This window comes from Rugamonas rubra (assembly GCF_900114705.1).
GTDB classification, from domain to species: Bacteria; Pseudomonadota; Gammaproteobacteria; order Burkholderiales; family Burkholderiaceae_D; genus Rugamonas; species Rugamonas rubra.
On record NZ_FOTW01000007.1, the window covers coordinates 171,846 to 193,100 of the forward strand.

Consider the following 21,255-nt stretch of genomic DNA (forward strand, 5'->3'; position numbering starts at 1 on the left):
CTAGGGTCAGACCCTCAGGGTCTGACCCTGGCTCTCTGCCGTTGGGTGGTTTGTGCGCCGCCGGCGCCTTGACCGAAGCCCCAAAACCGAGTCCGCCGGTAGTGGTTAAAAAAGAACCAAAAATCAGAAAGTACGCAGCAATAGCCCGCCATTGTGTAGAATTTGCCCCATTATGGCGACAGCCAACTATTCAATCTGAAAGCTTAACAATGAAACAAGCCGTCATCAGCGGAACCGGCCTCTACACGCCGACACAATCGATCTCGAACGAGGAACTGGTCGCCAGCTTCAACGCCTACGCCGAACAGTTCAACGCCGACAACGCCGCCGCGATCGAGGCCGGCAGCGTCACCGCGCTGGAGTTGTCCAGCGTCGGCTTCATCGAGAAGGCCTCCGGCATCAAGTCGCGCTATGTGATGGAAAAGGCCGGCATCCTCGATCCGAGCCGCATGGTCTCGCGCATTGCCGAGCGCGGCGACGACGAGCTGTCGCTGCAGGCCGAGATCTGCGTGGCCGCCGCCAAGGAGGCGCTGGCCAACGCCGGCCGCACGGCCGCCGACATCGACATGGTGCTGGTCGCCTGCAGCAATATGCAGCGCGGCTACCCGGCCATGGCGGTCGAGGTGCAGGGCGCGCTGGGCATTGAAGGCTACGGCTTCGACATGAACGTGGCCTGCTCCTCGGCCACCTTCGGCATCCAGACCGCCGTCGCCGCCGTGCAGAGCGGCCAGGCGCGCGCCGTGCTGGTGCTCAATCCGGAGATCACCAGCGGCCACCTGAACTGGCGCGACCGCGACAGCCACTTCATCTTCGGCGACGCCTGCACCGCCATCGTCGTCGAGGCGGCCGACGCCGCCGTGTCGAAGGAGCGCTACGAGATCGTCGAGACCAAGCTCAAGACCAGCTTCTCCAACAACATCCGCAACAACTTCGGCTTCCTCAACCGCTTCGACGAGTCGGGCATCGGCCAGCCGGACAAGCTGTTCCGCCAGCAGGGCCGCCGCGTCTTCAAGGACGTCTGCCCGATGGCCGCCGAGATGATCAAGACCACCATCGCCGGCGCCGGCCTGGAAGTGGCGCAGGTGAGCCGCTACTGGCTGCACCAGGCCAACCTGAACATGAACCTGCTGATCAGCCGCCTGGTGCTGGGCCGCGACGCCGAGCCGGGCGAGGCGCCGGTGATCCTCGACACCTACGCCAACACCTCGTCGGCCGGCTCCATCATCGCCTTCCACAAGCACAGCGCCGACATGCCCGCCGGCGCGCTCGGCGTGATCTGCTCCTTCGGCGCCGGTTATTCGATCGGCTGCGTGGTAGTGCGCAAGCTGTAAGCGCGCCGCCGGTTCGCGCCGCAACCCAGCGGCGCGAACCCGGGGACGGACCCGGCACGGGTTCCGTCCCCAACTCTTCGCCTGCGGGTTGAGGTGACGCCCCCGCAGCGCCCCCCCGCCACTATCGTGCTACGCTGCTGCTATCGATCCATTCCAGCAGGAGCCCCGCACGCATGCCCCACAACATCAGCCTGATCACCACCATCGCCGCCGCCCTTGGTTTCGGCCTCCTGTTCGGCTTTGTCGCCACGCGCCTGAAGCTGCCGACCCTGGTCGGCTATCTGGCGGCCGGCATCCTGATCGGCCCGGCCACGCCCGGCTTCGTCGCCGACACGGCGCTGGCCGGCCAGCTGGCCGAAATCGGCGTGATGTTGATGATGTTCGGCGTCGGCCTGCACTTCTCGCTCGACGACCTGTGGGAGGTGCGCCGCATCGCCCTGCCCGGCGCGGTGCTGCAGATCGCCGTGGCCACCGCGCTGGGCATGGCGCTGGCCCACTTTTGGGGTTGGAGTTTGGGCGGCGGGCTGGTGTTCGGCCTGGCGCTGTCGGTGGCCAGCACGGTGGTGCTGCTGCGCGCGTTGGAGGAGCGCGGCATTCTCGACACGCTGAACGGCCGCATCGCCGTCGGCTGGCTGGTGGTCGAGGACCTGGTGACGGTGCTGGTGCTGGTGCTGCTGCCGCCGTTCGCCGTCTCGCTGGGCGGCACGGCGCCGGAACTGGCGCGCGGCGCCGCCGCCGCCGAACCGGGCCTGTGGCGCGCGCTCGGCACCACGCTGGGCATGGTCGGCGCCTTCATCGCGCTGATGCTGGTGGTCGGCCGCCGGCTGTTCCCGTGGATCTTGTGGCAGGTGGCGCGCACCGGCTCGCGCGAGCTGTTCACCCTGTGCGTGATCGCCGCCGCCGTCGGCATCGCCTATTTGTCGACGCATCTGTTCGGCGTCTCCTTCGCGCTGGGCGCCTTCTTTGCCGGCATGATGCTGCGCGAGTCCGAGCTGAGCCACCGCGCCGCCGAGGAGTCGCTGCCGCTGCGCGACGCCTTCGCCGTGCTGTTCTTCGTCTCGGTCGGCATGCTGTTCGAGCCGTCCATCGTGCTCGAGCAGCCGCTCAAGCTGCTGGCCGTGGTGGCCATCATCGTGCTCGGCAAATCGCTGGCCGCCTTCGTGCTGGTGCTGCTGCTGCGCTACCCGGCCAAGACGGCGCTGATGGTCTCGGCCAGCTTGGCGCAGATCGGCGAGTTCTCCTTCATCCTGGCCGCGCTCGGCCTGTCGCTCGGCCTGATGCCGGCCGAGGGGCAGAGCCTGATCCTGGCCGGCGCCATCATCTCCATCGGCCTCAACCCGCTGGTGATCCGCGCCACCAAGCCGCTCGAGCGCTGGCTCGGCAAGGACGCCGGCCTGGCCGCCAAGTTCGACCGCTCCACCGACCCGCTGGCCGAGCTGCCGACCTCGGTGCCGCAGGAGAAGCTGGCCGGCCAGGTGGTGCTGGTCGGTTACGGCCGGGTCGGCCGGCGCATCGCCCGCACGCTCACCGAGCGCGGCATCGCCTTCGTCGTGGCCGAGCAAAACCGCGAGATCGTCGACCAGCTGCGCAAGGACGGCATCCCCGCCGTGGCCGGCAACGGCGGCGAGCCGGCGGTGCTGATCCAGGCCCACGTGGCGCGCGCCAGCGTGCTGGTGATCGCCACGCCGGACACCTTCGACGTGCGCGCCATGATCGCCACGGCGCGCGCGCTCAACCCGCACATCCACACCGTGGTGCGCACCCACAACGAGGCCGAGGCCGAGCTGCTGCGCGCCGAGCGCGCCGGCCAGATCTACATCGGCGAGCACGAGCTGGCCAAGGGCATGGCGCAGTCGGTGCTCGACGGCGTCGCCGCCGGCGCCGAGCGCGGCCACGGCCACTAACCCAACAGGCGGGGTCAGTGCCGACATTCGGACACGAGCTCAAGTAGAACGCCCGTCAGGAAAGCAACATTAGTGCGATTGTCGGCACTGCCCCCGCTGGTACTTGCCGAGTGAAACCGTCGGATTACTGCCGAGTTCGTGTCCGAATGTCGGCACTGACCCCGTTGGTACGTTGGTACGTTGGTACGTTGGTACTACAGGCGCGCGGCCAGCTCGGCGCCCTCCTTGATGGCGCGCTTGGCGTCGAGCTCGGCCGCCAGCGCGGCGCCGCCGATCTTGTGGAAGCGCGGGCCGCCCTTGGCCTGCTCGGCCTTGGCCTCTTCCTCGCTCGGCATCAACTCGGTCAGGCTGTCCTGGCCGGCGCAGACCACCACGTTGTCGACCGCCAGCATGCGCTCCTCGCCGGCCACGGTGACGTGCAGGCCGTGGTCGTCGACCTTGTGGTACTGCACGCCGGCCAGCATCACCACGCCGTTGCGCGCCAGCGTGGCGCGGTGCACCCAGCCGGAGGTCTTGCCCAGGCCGGCGCCCAGCTTCGAGGCCTTGCGCTGCATCAGGTAGATCTGCCGCACCGGCTCGGCCGGCGCCGGCGCCACCAGGCCGCCGCAGGTATCGGCCTTCAGGTCGACGCCCCACTCCTTGGCCCAGACGTCCAGCGCCAGCGGCAGCGCGTGCTTGGGGTCGTGCAGCAGGAATTCGGCGACGTCGAAGCCGATGCCGCCGGCGCCGATGATGGCGACGCGCTTGCCGACCGGCGCCTTGTTCTGCAACACGTCGATGTAGGACAGCACCTTCGGATGGTTGATGCCCTCGATCGGCGGACGGCGCACCTTGATCCCGGTGGCGACGATCACCTCGTCGAAGCCGCCGGCCAGCAGCTGCTCGCGGCTGACGCGCTGGTTCAGTTTGAGCTCGACGCCGACCAGTTCGAGCTTGCGGCCGAAGTAGCGGATGGTCTCGGCGAACTCCTCCTTGCCGGGGATCTGCATGGCGATCTTGAACTGGCCGCCGATGCTGTCGCTCGAATCGAACAGCGTGACCTGGTGGCCGCATTCGGCCGCCACCGTGGCCGCCGACAGGCCGGCCGGGCCGGCGCCGACCACGGCGACGCGCCGCGGCTTGGCGCTCTTGGCGTAGACCAGCTCGGTCTCGTGGCAGGCGCGCGGGTTGACCAGGCAGCTGGCGCGCTTGTTGGCGAAGGTGTGGTCGAGGCAGGCCTGGTTGCAGCCGATGCAGGTGTTGATCTCGTCGGCGCGCCCCTCGGCGGCCTTGACGACGAACTGCGGGTCGGCCAGGAAGGGCCGCGCCATCGACACCATGTCGGCCTCGCCGCGCTGCAGGATGCCCTCGGCCTCCTGCGGCATGTTGATGCGGTTCGACGCCACCACGGGGATGGTGACCTCGCGGCGCAGCCGGCCGGCCACGCTGGCGAAGGCGCCGCGCGGCACCGAGGTGACGATGGTCGGCACGCGCGCCTCGTGCCAGCCGAAGCCGGTGTTGAGGATGTTGACGCCGGCGTGCTGCAGCGCCTTGGCCACCGCCACCACGTCGTCCCAGGTGTTGCCGCCGTCGACCAGGTCGAGCAGCGAGTGGCGGTACATGATGATGAAGTCGCTGCCGACGGCGGCGCGGATGGCCTTGACGATCTCCACCGGCAGGCGCATGCGGTTCTCGATGCTGCCGCCCCAGCGGTCGGTGCGCAGGTTGGTGCGGGCGCAGAGGAACTGGTTGAGCAGATAACCCTCGCTGCCCATCACCTCGATGCCGTCGTAGCCGGCGTCGCGCGCCAGTTTGGCGCAGCGGGCGTAGTCGCGGATGGTTTGCAGGATGCCGGCCTCGCTCAACGCGCGCGGCTTGAACGGCGAGATCGGCGACTTCTGCGCCGAGGCGGAGACGACGAAGGGCTGGTAGCCGTAGCGGCCGGCGTGCAGGATCTGCATGAGGATCTTGCCGCCCTCCTCGTGCACCGCGCTGGTGACACGGCGGTGGTTGAACACGTCGCCCTTGAAGTTGAGCGTGCCGCCCATCGGCAGCAGCCAGCCGGAGCGGTTGGGCGAGATGCCGCCGGTGACGATCAGGCCGACGCCGCCGCGCGCCCGCTCGCGGTAGAAGGCGGCCAGCTTGCCATAATTGTAAAAGCGGTCCTCCAACCCGGTGTGCATCGAACCCATGATGACGCGGTTGCGCAGCGTGGTGAAGCCGAGGTCGAGGGGGGCCAGCAGGTGGGGATAGCGAGAAGTTGTCATTATGGTTTTTAGAGTCGTCGACGTGGTGACCGGAAGTGCCCGCATTACAACCTAAATCTCTAGACCCGTGGTTCTAAACCGCCGCCAGGCTATTTTGTAACCGCCACGTGCCGCTCTTGTATTCTGCCACCCTTTCCCTTACGCTGGAAATATGATGCGATTCTTCCTGTTCCTGATGATCGGCGTGGCGCCCGCCGTGATGGCGCAGACGAGCAAGGCGGAATTGCCCAAGCTGGAGGTGGCTGTGATCCGGGTGGAACTCGATGCGCTGCACATGTTCGAGGTGGACGCGACGGGCACCGTGGCGGCGTCGCCGGCGGCGGTGTGGCGGGTGCTGACCGGCTACGAAAAAATGAGCGAGTTCGTGCCCGACCTGGCCTCCTGCAAGGTCCTGGCGCGCAACGGCAACGAGGTGATCGTCGAGCAGTTCGGCACGGCGCGCTTCCTGTTCATGTCCAAGTCGATCCATCTGGTGGTGCGCGCCACCGAAACGCCGATGACGGCCATCGACATCGCCCTGGTGTCGGGCGACATGAAGCACTACGAGTCGCACTGGGAACTGGTGCCGATTCCCGAGACGGGCGGCACGCGGGTGGTCTACAGCGGCCGGCTGATCCCCAACTTCTACGTGCCGGGCCTGCTCGGCATCAAGATCATCCGCGGCGACATCGAGCGCATGATGGCGGCCGTGCTGGCGCGCATCGACGGCAAGCGCGACTAGCCGGGCCTTGCAGTCAAAACACCCCGGAAAACCTGGGGTCAGACCCCATCCGGGGTCCGACCCCTATGCGCCACGGCCGGCGTCCCGCTCAAACGGACGTTGGGGGTTGAGACGCCCCCGCTCAGGCCAGGTAGGTGTCGCGGTCGCGCAGCTCGGCGAAGTTCTCCAGGCTGCCGATTTTGATCAGCACCGGATTCAGGCTCAGCTTGCTCTGCATGGCGCGCCAGGCGAACAGCCACTCGTGCTCGGGCGCCTCGGCGGCCGTTTTGGTGAAGGTGGCGCCCAGCGCGGCGCGGGTGCCGTATTCGACCACGCCGTCGATGCCCGCCCAGCTGGGCAGGGTGCGCTGCACGGCGCGGTGCAGGCGCTCGCCGAATTCCTCGGTGTTGTGGATGATCAGGCAGCTGTCGGCCGAGAACAGGTCGAACAGCTTGCGCTCCCACACGGTGGAGAAGCTCAGGGTCAGGCAGTTGGAGGCCGGGCGCAGGATGAACTGGCCTTCGGTCAGCGCCAGTTGCAAGTCTTCGCGCACGCCGTAGCGGTGCAGGGTCGGGGGACGTTGGTAATCGTGCATATCGGTACTCAATTCGGTGAGAAGGACGGCGCGCGGCGCCGCCCTGCGGTGTTATTTTATCGGTTGGCGCACGTGGCGGTGCGAGCGCATCGCCGCCGAGGCGATGGCGATCTCGCGCAGCAGTAGCACGAAGCTGGCGATCAGGCACAGCATCGCGCCGACGAACATGCCGGCGACGTACTTGTCCAAGGCGAGGTTGAGGATGTCGCCCAGGAACAGCATGGCGATGACCAAGCAAACCAGCAGGCCGCAGGCGGTCGACTGGGTGATCGACATGTTGATCAGCCGCGAGCGGCTGTACAGCACGTCGAGCTCGTTCAGGTAGACGTCGCTGTAGCCGATGTCGAGCCGGTCCTCCAGCACGCGCGAGCGGTCGATGATGCGCGCCAGGCGGTTGGTCAGCACCACCAGGTTGGTGCAGACCCCGGATAGCAGGAAGACCGGCGCGATCGCCAGTTGAATGATGTGGCCGACGTCGCCGATCTGGATGTTCATGAATGCGTTCTTGCTGGTCTCTGGTTGGCCACTTGTTCGACTGCTAACGGGCTGGCTCGATGTTGCTTGGTTGCAGATCAGGCGTTAGTGTAGCAGCCCGCGCCGCGCGCCGGCCAATTCGCCGCTTTGCCGCGCCTTAATCGAAGTGGCCCATGCGCTTGAACTGCTCGGTGGCGCCGACCAGCGCGCGCGAGATGCCCTTCTCCATGGCGCCGTGGCCGGCGTCGGGCACCATCGTCAGCAGCGCGCCGGGCCAGGCCTGGTGCAGGCGGTGGGCCGCCAGCGGCGGGCAGATCACGTCGTAGCGGCCCTGCACGATCACCGCCGGCAGGTGGGCGATGCGGCCGATGTCGCGGATCAGCTGGTCGTCGTCGAAGAAGCCGAGGTTGGCCATGTAGTGCGACTCGAGGCGGCCGACGCCCAGGTCGAGGGCGTCGCAGGGCTGCTCCTCGGCCTGCGGCAGCAGGAACACGCGGCGCCCCTCGAAGCGGCTCCAGGCGCGCACCGCCGGCCAGTGCACCGCCGGGTCGGCGCTCATGATGCGCTCGACGTAGGCCTGCAGCAGGGCCGGGCCGGCGCGCTGCTCGGGCGGGATGGGGGCGACGAACTCGTCGTACAGCTCGGGGTAGAACCACTGCACGCCGTGCAGGAACCAGTCGATCTCGGCCTGGGTGCAGAGGAAGATGCCGCGCAGGACGAAGCCGAGGCAGCGCTCGGGGTGGGCCTGGCCGTAGGCCAGCGCCAGCGTCGAGCCCCAGGAGCCGCCGAACACCAGCCATTGCTCGATGCCGAACAGGACTCGCAGGCGCTCGATGTCCTCGATCAGCAGCTGGGTGGTGTTGTTGCGGCACTCGCCCAGCGGGGTCGACTTGCCGGCGCCGCGCTGGTCGAACAGCACCACGCGGTAGTGCTTGGGGTCGAAGAAGCGGCGGTGCTGCGGCGACAGGCCGGCGCCGGGGCCGCCGTGCAGGAACAGCACGGGCACGCCGGCCGGATTGCCGACCTCCTCCCAGTAGATGGTGTGCAGGTCGTCGACCGCCAGCATGCCTTGCCGGGTCGGTTGGACGGGCGGGAACAGCGGCGAGGTGGGGTCGAACATGGCTATCCTTTGCGGTCAAGCCTTGATTGTACTAGAGCCGCGCGGCGGCGGGGATGGTGGAAATCGTCCAAGCCAGACGGTGCGAACCAAGGGTCAGACGGGGACGCCGAGTCCCTAGGGTCTGACCCTGCCTCGTTGCCACTGGCTCGCCGTCGCCCTACTTGCCGGCCCGGTCGCCGCTGAAGCCGATCAGGCTGGCGTTGGCCCAGTTGGCGCAGACCTTGGCGGCGTCCTTGCCGCCGGCGCCCAGGGTGCGCAGGCTGAGCCGGGCGATGCCGCGCACGTCCAGCTCCGGTTTGAGCACGGCCGGCGCGGCGAGCAGGCCGCTGTCGAACAGCAGCTTGTCGTCGCCCCACACCTGGAACTGCAGGCCGCCGGCCTGGCGGCAGCTGTCGTCGATGCCGACGTCGGCGCGGAACAGCTGCCAGTCGCCGCGCAGGCGGTAGTCGAGCCGGCTCACGGCCGCCACGCCGAGGCCCTTGCGGAACTTCAGCCCGTTCATTTGCAGCGGCCGGCCCTTGGCGCCGGCGCCGCCGGCCTGGTCCCTGGCCACCGGGCCGGCGCTGTTGCTGGCGGCGTCGGGCGTGGCGTCGGACAGGTAGAGCTGGCGCGCCGGCCGGGTCGGCAACGGCGCCTCCAGCACGCGGAACTCGGAGATCGTCACCGGGTTCACCTGCGCCGGCAGAAAGGCGTTGAAGGCGCGCGCCGGCTTGGCGCCGGCGGCCTCGTTCGGATTGCTGCTCGAGGCCGTCACCATCGGGTCCTGCACCGCCTCGTCCTCGGCCTGCTCCTGGGTGCTGAGCACGCGGAAACGCAGCAGGCTGCCGGCGTGCGGCGCGAACTCGACCTTCTGCCGGCCCTGGTTCAGCGCCAGCCGGCCGCTGTGCACCGGCGCGCCCCACTCGCCGTTGCGGTCGGCCAGGTAGACCTCGAAGTCGCGCACCTGGCCGCTCTTCCAATGCTGGTCGTTGCGCGGCGCGATCTCGAAGCCACCGACCATGCGGCGCTCGCCCAGCGCCAGCGAGAACTCGTGGGCGCCGGTCTTGATCGACTGGTCGCGCACGGTGCGGAACCAGGTGTCGGGCTTGTCATCGAAGGCGTTCTCCAGCGGGTGGCCGGGTTCCTCGGCGGGACGGCCCAGCACCATCAGGCTGTCGGCCGAGACGGCGTTGCCCAGGTCGGGGGCGCGGCCGAAGGCCGGCGTTTGCGCCAGCGCGGCGCCGGCGTCGATGTGCAGCGCCACCCGGGCGGCCTGGCGGATGTCGCGCGGCGCGGTCTTGACCAGCACCGTGCCGAATTTGGCGGCGGCGTCGTAGAACCAGCCGGCGCCGCCCTGCTCGAACTGCTCCAGCGTGGTCAGTTCGGCCAGCGCGGCGCCGTCCAGCGCCACGGCGCGCGGTTTGACGCGGGTGTGCAGCTGCAGGCGCAGCGCGCGGCGCAGCTCCTGACCGGCGTACTCGCCGCGCACGGCGCCGATGTCGACGGCGATGTCGCCGGCCTGCCCGGTCGGCGCGCGCACGTCGATCTGCTGGCTGCTATGGGCGCCCTGTTGGTAGCGCCGCGTTTCGCCGTCGTCCTCGTAGAGCGTGAAGGAGGAGTCGCCGTGCGGGTAGATGTCCAGCGTCAGCACGTCCTTGGCCACCTGGCCGTCATACAAGGCGCTCGGGTACATGGGGATGATGGCGCCGGCGCGCACCAGCACCGGCAGGCGCTCCAGCGTCACAGGGTAGTCGAGCAGCTGGCCGGCGGCGCCGGCCTCGACGACGCGGCCGTCCCAATAGTCGATCCACCGGCCCTGTGGCAGGTAGACGTTGTTGCGCCAGCCCTTGCTGGCGGCTTGGCTGCGGTAGACCGGCGCGACGAGGAAGTCGCGGCCGAGGAAGAACTGGTATTTGTGGCTCTCGTCGTTGGCGTGCGGGTCGTTCGGGTGGTCCCACATCAGGCCGCGCACGATGGGCGCGCCGCTCTGCTCGGCCTGGCGGGCGTAGGTGTACATATAGGGCATCAGGCGCATCTTCAGCTTCAGATAGTCGCGGTTGATGCTGCGGTAGGGTTCGTCGAACCACCACGGATGCTTGCGCTCGGCCTTGGACCAGCCGGACATGCCCATCAACACCGGCGTGAAGGCCTTCCACTGCAGGTCGCGGGTGAAGGTTTCGGGGCTGCCGCCGAAGATGCCGTCGACGTCGCCGGTGGCGTAGGCCTGGCCGGACAGGCCGGAGCCGATCAGCGTCGGGATGTGCCAACGGATGTAGTCCCAGCTGCCGCTCTGGTCGCCGGTCCAGGTGACGGCGTAGCGCTGCATGCCGGCCCAACCCATCACGGTCCACAGGAAGGGGCGGGCGTCCGAGTTGTCGAGGATGCCCTGGGCGGCGGCCTGGTTGGCGTCCAGCGCGAACTGGTAGCCCTGGCCGGTCCAGGCCACGTCCAGCTTCTGCGCGCGCGTGCCGGCGCTGCCGACCTCCCACTTGATCTTGTCGACGCCGTTCTCGGTCCACAGGCCGGTGCGGAAGCCGTGCTTTTTCAGCCCCTCGACCACCTGGGGCAGGTCGGTGTAGCCGCAGCCGTAGCCGTCGTTGGGCAGGATCCAGCCGCCCGGCATGTCGTGGGCGCGGTACTGCGCCGCCACCGACTCGACCACGTCCGGCGTGCTGCCGCTCGGGCCGTCGCGCCAGCCGCGCGGCACGGTGCCGGGTTTGCGCGCGTTGTCCTGGTCGTTGTAGCAGTCGGCGTCGCCGTATTCATAGGCCCAGCGCGGCAGCAGCGCGGCGCGGCCGGTCAGCTCGGTGTAGGCGGCCAGCACCGACTGGATGCTGCCGCCGGCGAAGTAGTAGGCGTCGAAGCGATGCTCGCGGTGGCTGGCGGTGATGAACTCGTCGGAGCGGAAGTCGTAGCTGCCGTTGCTCCAGGTGTTGCGCAGCACGCCGTAGCCGCGGCTGCTCATGTAGAACGGCGCCGGGCTGGGGCGGTCGCCCTCCTCCCAGCCGCCCGAATACGACACCTCGAGCGACTTGCCCTTGAAGTCGAAGGCGCCGTTCTGCTGGCCGCCGCCGAAGAAGTGCTCGGCCGCGCCGGTCGACAGGGTCTGGAAGCTGCCCTCGGCCGACAGTTCGAGCGGCTGCTGCTCCTGCCACACCAGCATGGCGTTGTCGGCCTGGTAGAGGGCGAAGCGCAGCGGCTTCTTGTAGACGCGCAGCGCCAGCGCCGAGGTGCGGATCAGTTGGTGGTCGCCCTGGTCGGCCAGCGTGAACACGGGCGCCTGGTAGTCGGTTTTGAAGACGATGGGCGCGGCCTTGTCGCCGGAGCCGGTGAGTTTGCCGGCCGGGCCGGCCCAGATGCGGAACACGTCCGGCCGCAGCAGCTCGACGCGCACGGTGACGCCACGGTCGGTGCCCAGCTCGACGGCGCCGGGCTGGCTGCTGACCCGGCTCAGGTTGCCGACCGGCGCGGCCGTCGCGGGAGCGGGAACGGTGGCGGCCAGCGCCAGCAGCGCGGCGCTGGCGAGCAGGGTCTTGCGGAACACAGGCAGCATGGATCAGTCCGGTCTAGTGTGGGGTGGCTTGCAATGTACACAAGCTTGCCGGAAATGGCTAGTTGCAGTGCGGGCGACACCGCCGAGTGAACAGAACTTCCCTGGGCGCTCCACCAGCTTGTTGGCAGGAACCGGCACCGTTGCCGATAATATGGCCCGTGTGTGTGGCCCATGTACCTTGGCATCGGCGCGCTACTTGTTGGCGTTGTAGAAGGCAAGATGCTCCGGATTGGCATGGGCGCCGCCCAGGCCGGCGACAATCCGCTCAAACACGGCTTGGGAAATTTTTGGCGGACGCGGAATGACCGTCTGGGCAGCGATCAATGTCTGCAGACGTTTCTGCGAAACGATACGCGCCTTGGCGTAAAGTATGTAACTCGTATGGCGAATAAACGGATGGTCACCGACTTGCAGGAGGCAAGTGGGGTCATGGGGTACGCCTGGATGGCAAGAGGTGGCGTTGACCATCAAAACGGAATCGTTTTTTGCCGGATCGGTTAGTACGACGAACAGGTGATAATCCGCCTGCGGAATACCGGGGTCTGAAGGAATCAAAAAAGCATCGCGTTGACAGACAGGAAATCGCGCTTGATTCGCCACATCAACCATCCATGTCCTGCAAGAGCGCATCAAAATGCTTCTGGGCCCGCAATTCCTTGTCCAACAGGTCTGCCTGCGCTGCCGACTTGCCCAAGGCGAGAAACACCCGCTTGGGTGGAATGGGCAGCGACGAGCCATCTGGGTCCTCCCATTCGCCGCATTGGTCATGCGTGAATTCAACCAATTGCCACTGGTCCTTGTTGCCAAACTCCCTCCAAACCGCGTCCAACACCTCCAACTCGGCATCGCTGATACCGGACAAGTCTGCGCGCGACACCGCTCGCTTGAGCCGTACTTCGTGCGATTCCCGATCCTCAACAAAATGCTCCCAGGCCGGCGACTCCCGGGCGCCGTTGGTCAAATCCAGTGTTTGCGACAAAACCGGCCCCTTCGGCATCGACACCATGTTGTCGTCCGAAATTTGGAAACCATGCAGCTTCATCGCCTCGCGCTCGACCAAATAGAGGAGCTTGGTCAGCTTGAGAACGTTGAGGCTGCCACCTGCTTTGCTCAGCAGGGCCGCAGCCATTTGCGCCGCTTTGCGCTCCTTGAACATGACTTCCCCTTTTTACCGCACGAACACACGCCGGTTTTCGATGCGGAATCCCCGTCAGAGAAATTAGCAAAACCGGAAACTATAGCTAGAAATCACATTATTTTCATCAACTTCTAGCAAAATACTCACTTCTCACTATAGTCCACATTCGATCGGGCGAGAATAGGCGCGCCCACGAACTCACTGAACAGGCCTCAAAATGTCATCAGATATTCCTGACTTGATGACGGAAGGAAAACAGGCAGCAATCCCACATCGACGACCACAAATGAAAATGCCGCCCGGTTTGTTCAACCGGGCGGCATTTTTCGCCATGGCGCGCGTGCCGGTCGCCCGGCACGGCCGCGGCGTTTAGGACATGTGCTGGCCGCCGTTGATGGCGATGTTGGCGCCGGTGACGAAGGCCGCCTCGTCCGACGACAGGTAGGCCACCAGGCCGGCCACTTCCTCCGGCTTGCCCAGGCGGGCCATCGGGATCTGCGGGATGATCTTCGAGTCGAGCACTTCCTGCGGGATCTCCATCACCATCTTGGTGCCGATGTAGCCCGGCGAAATGGTGTTGACGGTCACGCCCTTGCGCGCCACTTCCAGCGCCAGCGCCTTGGTGAAGCCGTGCATGCCGGCCTTGGCGGCCGAATAGTTGGTCTGGCCGAAGGCGCCCTTCTGGCCGTTGACCGACGAGATGTTGATGATGCGGCCCCAGCCGCGCTCGACCATGCCGTCGCAGACCGGTTTGGTCATGTTGAAGACGGAGTCCAGATTGGTGGCCATGACGGCGTCCCAGTTCGGCTTGTCCATCTTCTTGAACGTCATGTCGCGCGTGATGCCGGCGTTGTTGACCAGCACATCGATCGGGCCGATGTCCTTCTCGATCGCCGCCACGCAGGCCTGGGCCGAATCGTAGTCGGCCACATCGCAAGGATAGGCGCGGAAGTTGTAGCCCTGGTCGCGCGTGGTCGCCAGCCAGGATTCTACTTTTTGATTGCCAGGGGAATACGTCGTGACCACGTTATAGCCCAGTGCGGCCAGCTTGAAACACACCGCCTCGCCCAGACCGCCCATGCCACCGGTTACCAATGCAACTCTTGCCATTTTTATGTCCCCTCAGTTGTTCAACAGCCAATAAGAAAATGGTACTAAATCGACACCGTGCAGAATCTTGCCGGCGGGCGGCGGGCGGACCGAAGGGGCCGGCCGCCGCCCGCCGTTTTGCTTACGCGCGCTCGATGGCCAGCGCCACGCCCATGCCGCCGCCGATGCACAGCGAGGCCAGGCCCTTCTTGGCGTCGCGCCGCACCATCTCGTGCAGCAGGGTCACCAGGATGCGGGCGCCGGACGCGCCGATCGGGTGGCCGATGGCGATCGCGCCGCCATTGACGTTGATCTTGCTGGTATCCCAGCCCATCTCCTTGTTGACGGCGATGGCCTGGGCGGCGAAGGCCTCGTTGATCTCCATCAGGTCCAGGTCGTCCGGGGTCCAGCCGGCCTTTTTCAGGCACAGGCGCGAGGCCGAGACGGGGCCCATGCCCATGATGGTCGGGTCGATGCCGGACGAGGCGTAGGCCTTGACGCGGGCCAGCGGGGTCAGGCCCAGCTCCTTGGCCTGCTTGGCCGACATCATGATGACGGCGGCGGCGCCGTCGTTGATGCCCGAGGCGTTGCCGGCGGTGACGCTGCCGGCCTTGTCGAAGGCCGGACGCAGCGACGACAGCGACTCGATGGTCGAACCGGCTTTGACGTATTCGTCATTGTCGAAGACGATGTTGCCCTTCTTCTGCACGATCTCCAGCGGCAGGATCTCGTCCTTGAACTTGCCGGCCTTTTGCGCCGCTTCCGCCTTCAGCTGCGATTGCAGCGCGAACTCGTCCTGCTCGGTGCGCGAGATCTCGTATTTCTTCGCGACGTTCTCGGCGGTGACGCCCATGTGGTACTGGTTGTAGACGTCCCACAGGCCGTCGACGATCATGGTGTCGACCATCTTGGCGTCGCCCATGCGGAAGCCGTCGCGCGAGCCGTTCAGGGCGTGCGGCGCGGCGCTCATGTTTTCCTGGCCGCCGGCGATGATGATGTTGGCGTCGCCGCATTTGATCGCCTGGGCCGCCAGGTGGGTGGCCTTCAGGCCGCTGCCGCAGACCTTGTTGATGGTGTAGGCCGGGATGCTGCTCGGCAGGCCCGCCTTGATGACGGCCTGGCGCGCCGGATTCTGGCCGACGGCGGCGGTCAGCACTTGGCCGAGGATGGCTTCGCTGATCAGGTTGGGATCGATGCCGGTCTGCGCCAGCAGACCCTTGATGACGTGGGCGCCCAGTTCGGACGCCGGAATCTTGGCCAGGCTACCACCAAACTTGCCAACCGCAGTGCGGCCGGCGGCCACAATAACTACCTCATCCATTTATATCTCCAATACTAAGGTTAAGCCACAATCGGTCCTGCCAAAATTGCTCCAAAGCTAGTGCCAGCCCCGTTCGCGGGGCGCTGTCTAATTTTTATCATACGCCTCCGCCACGCTTGCGCGGGCGGTATTTGGGAAAACTAAGGTAGGGCTTCCTGTTGGGCAACAAGCAACTGGCGAGTGGCGACGGTGCTTTCCGCCAGCGAGCTGCGGAAAGTTTCCACATTGCGCTCGACCTCGGCCATGCCGTTGTCGAAGGCCGCCTCGGTGAGAGCATGGAAACTAGCCAGTTGCGCCTCATATAGGGCCCGTCCGGCGATCACGAATTGTTCAGAAAAAATAAACATGGCGTTCCCTATCATATTGATTGAATTGCCCTGCCGTTCAAACGTGTCGTTCTCACCACACAGCCACCCATGCTAAGGGCCGCCTTCCAACTTGGCCTTGATCAAAATCAAACCATTGTTTGCATTCTGAATAAACAGTAACAAAAAGTCACGATAATAATTTGATACCATCCAGCGTGCCGGCGCACTGCTCGCGTATCACGTTGACGAAGTCCAGCACATACGCCTTTTGCTGCAGCGCCAGCGGCACGGAAACGAACAAATCGCTCCACAGCCCCTGCTCGCCGACCGGCCGCGCCACCACGTAGTCGTAGTCGACATAGTTCTTGATGGCCCAGTTGGGCAGCGCGGCGACGCCGCGCCGGCTCGCCACCAGTTGCAGGATGGCCACCGTCAGCTCGGCGCTGCGCCGCTCGAACTGCACGCCGGCCGGGCGCAGCACCTCGCGGATCAAGTCGATGCGCGCCTCCGGCACCGGATAGGTGATCAGGGTCTCGCCCTCGAAGTCGCTGGCGGCCAGCCGGCGCAAGGCCTGCAGGCGGTGCTTCTGCGCCATCACCACCAAAATCTCGAAGCGGAACAGGGGGAAGGTGGCGAAGTCCGGGCCGTAGGGCGAGCCGATCACCAGGTCGGCCTCGCCGCTGCGCAGCAGCTCGGCCGGCTCGCTGTGGAAGCCCGACACCAGGTCGATCTCCACCTCCGGCCAGCGGCGGCGGAACTCGTCCATCACCGGCATCAACCAATCGAAACAGGTGTGGCACTCCAAGGCGACGCGCAACTGGCCCTGGTCGCCCTGCGACAGGCGCGACACCTCGCGCTCGCATTGCTCGATCTCGGGCAGCAGCAGGTCGGCCAGCTTGAGCAGGCGGGAACCGGTGGCGGTGAAGCCGATCGGCACCGATTTTCGCTCAAATAGCGGCCCGCCGTAGCGATCCTCCAGCAACTTGATTTGATGCGACAGGGCCGACTGGGTCAGGTTGAGGAGTTGCGCGGCCCGCACCAGGCTGCCGGCCGAGCGCAGCGCGCTCAGGGTGCGTAGATGGCGAATCTCTAGCATGGTTTATGTATGAATTCTTTTCATGTTAAGTCGCAAAATCTTTCGTTTTGATTATAAATCAGATTGCGGCACACTTTATCGCACCATTATTAAATGCGAATGACATCATGACAAAAAATATACAAATCCACATTCCCGGCTTCCCCCGCATCGGCGCCAAGCGCGAACTGAAGCAGGCCTTGGAGTCGCACTGGCGCGGCGAGACCACGGCCGAAGCGCTGGAACACACCGGCCGCGAGCTGCGCGCGCGCCACTGGGCGCTGCAGCGCGACGCCGGCCTGGACTTCGTCACCGTCGGCGACTTCGCCTTCTACGACCAGGTGGCCAACCACATCCAACTGTTCGGCTGCGAGCCGGCGCGCTTCGGCTTCGCGCCGGCCACGCCGCCGCTGCAACGCTACTTCGCCATGGCGCGCGGCGTCGGCAACAGCGCCGACGGCGACGGCACCACCCCGACCGCCTGCGGCAACCCGGCCTGCGCCGAGCATGCCGGCCAGGCCGAGCAGTCCGGCCACGAGGGCCACCACGGCGCCGCGCTGGAGATGACCAAGTGGTTCGACACCAACTACCACTACCTGGTGCCGGAGTTCTCGCCGCTGACCCGCTTCGCGCTGGCTGGCGAACGCCTGCTGGCCGAGGTGGCCGAGGCGCAGGCGCTGGGCCACGCCGTCAAGGCAGTGCTGCTGGGACCGCTGACCTTCCTCTGGCTGGGCAAGAGCAAGCGGGCCGGCTTCGACCGCCTGTCGCTGCTGCAACAATTGCTGCCGGTCTACGGCGCCCTGCTCGACCAGCTGAAGACGCTGGGCGTGGCCTGGGTGCAGATCGACGAGCCCATCCTCGGCCTCGACCTGCCCGGCGCGTGGCGCAGCGCCTTCGACCCGACCTACTGGCAGTTGAACCAGGTCGGCGTGCCGCTGCTGCTGGCGACCTATTTCTCGCCGCTGGAGGAGAACCTGAGCCTGGCCTGCCGCCTGCCGGTGGCCGGCCTGCACGTCGACGGCGTGCGCGCCGCCCACGAGCTGACCAGCATCGCCGACTGGCTGCCGCACCACAAGGTGCTGTCGGTCGGCATCGTCGACGGCCGCAACATCTGGCGCAGCGACCTCGACGCCGCGCTGGCCGCGCTGGCGCCGCTGCTGGCCAAGCGCGGCGGCAAGCTGTGGCTGGCCACCTCCTGCTCGCTGCTGCACGTGCCGTTCAGCCTGGCCGGGGAGGACCAGCTCGACGCCGAGGTGCGCGGCTGGCTGGCCGGCGCCACGGAAAAACTGGCCGAGCTGGCCCTGCTGCAACAGACCCTGGCCGGGGCCGACACCGCCGCCGCCCTGCAACAATCGCGCGACGCCATCGCCGGGCGGCGCGCCAGCGGCCGGGTGCACAACGCCGCCGTGGCGGCCCGCCTGGCCGCGCTGCCGGCCGACGCCGACCGCCGCGCCGCCCCCTTCGCCGCGCGCCAGGCGGCGCAGCGCGAACGGCTGCGCCTGCCGCTGTTCCCCACCACCACCATCGGCTCCTTCCCGCAGACGGCGGCGATCCGCGCCGCCCGCGCCGGCTTCAAGCGCGGCGAACTGGACGCCGGCCAGTACCGCGGCGCCATGCAAGCCGAGATCGCCGACGCCGTGCAACGCCAGGAGGCGCTGGGGCTGGACGTGCTGGTGCACGGCGAGGCCGAGCGCAACGACATGGTCGAATACTTCGGCGAGCAGCTCGACGGCTTCGTCTTCACCCGCTACGGCTGGGTGCAATCCTACGGCTCGCGCTGCGTCAAGCCGCCGGTGATCTTCGGCGACGTGGCGCGGCCGCGCGCCATGACGGTGGACTGGACGGTGCACGCGCAGAGCCTGACGGCGCGGCCGATGAAGGGCATGCTGACCGGCCCGATCACCATCCTGCAATGGTCCTTCGTGCGCGACGACCAGCCGCGCGCGCGGACCGCGCTGCAACTGGCGCTGGCGATCCGCGACGAGGTGGCCGACCTGCAACAGGCCGGCATCGCCATCATCCAGATCGACGAGCCGGCCGTGCGCGAGGGCCTGCCGCTGCGCCGCGGCCGCTGGGACGAGTACCTGGGCTGGGCCACCCGCGCCTTCCGCGTCGCCGCCGGCGCGGCGGCCGACACGACGCAGATCCACACCCACATGTGCTACGCCGAGTTCAACGACATCCTGCCACAGATCGCCGCGATGGACGCCGACGTCATCACCATCGAGACCAGCCGCTCGGACATGGAGTTGCTGGCCGGCTTCGGCCAGTTCCGCTACCCCAACGAGATCGGCCCCGGCGTCTACGACATCCACTCGCCGCGCGTGCCCGACGCCGCCGAGATGGTGCGCCTGCTGCGCAAGGCCAGCGCGGTCATTCCTGCCGGCAACCTTTGGGTCAACCCGGACTGCGGCCTGAAGACCCGTGGCTGGGCCGAGACCGAGGCGGCGCTGCGCCAGATGGTGGCGGCGGCGCACCAGCTGCGCGCCGAGCAGGCCGCCTAGCCCAAGTCGACACACCCCCGCAAGCCTGGGGTCGGACCCCGTACGGGGTCCGACCCCTGCCTTGGCCCCGGGGTCGCTCCCGCCGCCCCGGCGCGCACGCCGCGCCAGCCCGCATGGCTGCGCCGTTTGATTGCACGCGCCCTCCCATTTCCCCGCTTTCCACAGTAAAATGCTTGTGCCCGCGCATCAGCGCGACGTTATCGCCAAGGCGGCAGCGCAGGGCAACACTGGCCCCAGCCTGTCGCCGACCCACTCACCATTTCGCCCATGTCCAAAAGCCTGTTCCAAAAGCCGATCGAGATCAAGATTTCCACCGTGGTCGCGGTGTCCGCCATCCTCTCCACCGCGGACCGCATCGCGCTCGACGCCGCGCTCAAGGAGATGACCGGCGGCAGCACCGACTTTTTCGAGGACGACCTGACCGTCATCGACATCGGCAATCTGGCGCCGGGCGCCGAGCCGGTCGACTGGGACGGCATCATCGCCCTGCTCAAGCAATACCGCCTGAACCCGGTGGCGGTGCGCAACGCCGCGCCCGAGATGGCGGCGGCGATCGCCGCCCACGGCCTGACCGTCGAGCCGGCCAACCGCCGCCGCGACGAGGCCGAGGCGGCCGAGGCCAAGCCGGCCAAGCCGGCCGCCGCGCCGGCCGCGCCGCTGCCGGTGCCCGGCCCGGCCGCGCTGGCCAACGCCGGCGCCGCCACCGCCCTGCTCACGCCCGGCACCATGATCATCGACACGCCGGTGCGCGCCGGCCAGCGCATCTACGCCCGCGGCTGCGACCTGATCATCACCGCCGTCGTCAACAACGGCGCCGAGATCATCGCCGACGGCAGCATCCACGTCTACAACACGCTGAACGGACGCGCCCTGGCCGGCGCCTCCGGCAACGCCGACGCCCGCATCTTCGCGCTGGGCATGGCGCCCGAGCTGGTCTCGATCGCCGGCGTCTACCGCACCTTCGAGGACGGTTTCCCCGCCGAGTTCGCCCGCGTGCCGGCGCAAATTCGCTTGGTCGGCGACCGAATCGATATACTATCTGTCAATTCCGCATCCCGCGCCTAAGCCCCGGCTTACGCTCGCACTCTGAAAAGGATTATTTGTGGCAAGAATTATTGTTGTAACGTCCGGCAAGGGCGGTGTCGGTAAGACGACTTCCAGCGCCAGCTTCTCCACCGGCCTGGCCATGCGCGGCCACAAGACCGCCGTGATCGACTTCGACGTCGGCCTGCGCAACCTCGACCTGATCATGGGCTGCGAACGCCGCGTGGTGTACGACCTGATCAACGTGATCAACAAGGAGGCCTCGCTGACCCAGGCCATGATCAAGGACAAGCACTGCGACAACCTGTTCATCCTGCCCGCCTCGCAGACGCGCGACAAGGACGCCCTGTCCGAGGACGGCGTCGAACAGGTGCTGCACGAGATGATCAACATGGGCTTCGAGTACATCATCTGCGACTCGCCGGCCGGCATCGAGCACGGCGCGCTGATGGCGCTGACCTTCGCCGACGAGGCCATCATCGTCACCAACCCGGAAGTGTCGTCGGTGCGCGATTCCGACCGCATCCTCGGCATCATCCAGGCCAAGTCGCGCCGCGCCCAGACGGGCGGCGAACCGGTCAAGGAACACCTGTTGATCACCCGCTACTCGCCGAAACGGGTCGAGGCCGACGAGATGCTGTCGCACGAGGACGTGCAGGAGATCCTGCGCATTCCCCTGATCGGCATCATCCCCGAGTCGGAATCGGTGCTGCACGCCTCCAACCAGGGCAATCCGGCGATCCACTTCAAGGGCACCGACGTGGCCGAGGCCTACGAAGACGTGGTCTCGCGCTTCCTCGGCCAGGACGTGCCGCTGCGCTTTACCACCTACGAAAAGCCCGGCCTGCTGCAGCGCATTTTTGGGAGCAAGTGA

17 protein-coding genes are annotated in these 21,255 nt (G+C 67.0%); 6 read left to right on the forward strand and 11 right to left on the reverse strand.

The window, feature by feature from the left end:
• Positions 1-209 precede the first annotated feature (209 nt).
• Both BM252_RS07100 and BM252_RS07105 read left to right on the forward strand, forming a co-directional pair.
• Positions 210-1,331, forward strand: coding sequence for a beta-ketoacyl-ACP synthase III (locus BM252_RS07100; protein ID WP_093385561.1), 1,122 nt, complete (start codon positions 210-212; stop codon positions 1,329-1,331).
• 173 nt (positions 1,332-1,504) lie between these two features.
• The gene (locus tag BM252_RS07105) at positions 1,505-3,235 is read left to right on the forward strand and encodes a cation:proton antiporter domain-containing protein (protein WP_093385564.1); all 1,731 of its coding nucleotides are present in this window, start codon (positions 1,505-1,507) and stop codon (positions 3,233-3,235) included.
• 194 nt (positions 3,236-3,429) lie between these two features.
• On the opposite strand, the gene BM252_RS07110 is transcribed toward BM252_RS07105, so the two are convergent.
• The gene (locus tag BM252_RS07110; RefSeq protein WP_093385567.1) at positions 3,430-5,481 is read right to left on the reverse strand and encodes an NADPH-dependent 2,4-dienoyl-CoA reductase; all 2,052 of its coding nucleotides are present in this window, start codon (positions 5,479-5,481) and stop codon (positions 3,430-3,432) included.
• Between the two features lie 151 nt (positions 5,482-5,632).
• Here BM252_RS07110 and BM252_RS07115 point away from each other — a divergent pair, with 151 nt between their 5' ends.
• Positions 5,633-6,202: an SRPBCC family protein gene (locus BM252_RS07115; protein ID WP_342742467.1), complete on the forward strand. Its 570-nt coding sequence runs from the start codon at positions 5,633-5,635 to the stop codon at positions 6,200-6,202.
• 121 nt (positions 6,203-6,323) lie between these two features.
• Here the strand turns inward: BM252_RS07115 and BM252_RS07120 are convergent, their stop codons facing one another.
• The 10 genes from BM252_RS07120 to BM252_RS07165 all read right to left on the reverse strand — a co-directional run bounded on the left by BM252_RS07120 (position 6,324) and on the right by BM252_RS07165 (position 16,854).
• Complete coding sequence (locus BM252_RS07120; RefSeq protein ID WP_093385569.1) at positions 6,324-6,776, reverse strand: hypothetical protein; 453 nt, start codon at positions 6,774-6,776, stop codon at positions 6,324-6,326.
• A gap of 51 nt (positions 6,777-6,827) precedes the next feature.
• Entirely contained in the window at positions 6,828-7,271 is a 444-nt protein-coding gene (locus tag BM252_RS07125) for a DUF2721 domain-containing protein (RefSeq protein WP_093385572.1), read from the reverse strand.
• Between the two features lie 136 nt (positions 7,272-7,407).
• Positions 7,408-8,370, reverse strand: coding sequence for a prolyl aminopeptidase (pip, locus tag BM252_RS07130; RefSeq protein WP_093385575.1), 963 nt, complete (start codon positions 8,368-8,370; stop codon positions 7,408-7,410).
• 157 nt (positions 8,371-8,527) lie between these two features.
• Complete coding sequence (locus tag BM252_RS07135; RefSeq protein ID WP_093385577.1) at positions 8,528-11,902, reverse strand: NPCBM/NEW2 domain-containing protein; 3,375 nt, start codon at positions 11,900-11,902, stop codon at positions 8,528-8,530.
• A 192-nt stretch (positions 11,903-12,094) separates the two neighbouring features.
• Positions 12,095-12,511, reverse strand: a complete 417-nt coding sequence (locus tag BM252_RS29950) for a hypothetical protein (protein WP_139236330.1) — start codon at positions 12,509-12,511, stop codon at positions 12,095-12,097.
• Positions 12,504-13,058: a Panacea domain-containing protein gene (locus tag BM252_RS07145; protein WP_093385582.1), complete on the reverse strand. Its 555-nt coding sequence runs from the start codon at positions 13,056-13,058 to the stop codon at positions 12,504-12,506. The genes BM252_RS29950 and BM252_RS07145 overlap by 8 nt, the downstream gene beginning before the upstream one ends.
• A 351-nt stretch (positions 13,059-13,409) precedes the next feature.
• Positions 13,410-14,150 (reverse strand): acetoacetyl-CoA reductase, encoded by a 741-nt coding sequence (gene phbB, locus BM252_RS07150; RefSeq protein ID WP_093385585.1) that lies wholly within the window; start codon positions 14,148-14,150, stop codon positions 13,410-13,412.
• Between the two features lie 121 nt (positions 14,151-14,271).
• On the reverse strand, positions 14,272-15,450 hold the full coding sequence (locus tag BM252_RS07155; protein ID WP_093385587.1) for an acetyl-CoA C-acetyltransferase: 1,179 nt from the start codon (positions 15,448-15,450) through the stop codon (positions 14,272-14,274).
• A 140-nt stretch (positions 15,451-15,590) separates the two neighbouring features.
• Entirely contained in the window at positions 15,591-15,797 is a 207-nt protein-coding gene (locus BM252_RS07160) for a hypothetical protein (RefSeq protein ID WP_139236332.1), read from the reverse strand.
• A gap of 148 nt (positions 15,798-15,945) precedes the next feature.
• A complete protein-coding gene (locus BM252_RS07165) occupies positions 15,946-16,854 on the reverse strand; it encodes a LysR family transcriptional regulator (protein WP_093385592.1) in 909 nt (302 codons plus the stop codon).
• Between the two features lie 107 nt (positions 16,855-16,961).
• Here BM252_RS07165 and metE point away from each other — a divergent pair, with 107 nt between their 5' ends.
• From metE to minD, 3 genes are all read left to right on the forward strand, one after another.
• The gene (metE, locus tag BM252_RS07170) at positions 16,962-19,337 is read left to right on the forward strand and encodes a 5-methyltetrahydropteroyltriglutamate--homocysteine S-methyltransferase (protein ID WP_093385595.1); all 2,376 of its coding nucleotides are present in this window, start codon (positions 16,962-16,964) and stop codon (positions 19,335-19,337) included.
• A gap of 267 nt (positions 19,338-19,604) precedes the next feature.
• On the forward strand, positions 19,605-20,402 hold the full coding sequence (gene minC, locus BM252_RS07175) for a septum site-determining protein MinC (RefSeq protein ID WP_093385597.1): 798 nt from the start codon (positions 19,605-19,607) through the stop codon (positions 20,400-20,402).
• 37 nt (positions 20,403-20,439) lie between these two features.
• Positions 20,440-21,255 (forward strand): septum site-determining protein MinD, encoded by an 816-nt coding sequence (gene minD / locus BM252_RS07180; protein WP_093385600.1) that lies wholly within the window; start codon positions 20,440-20,442, stop codon positions 21,253-21,255.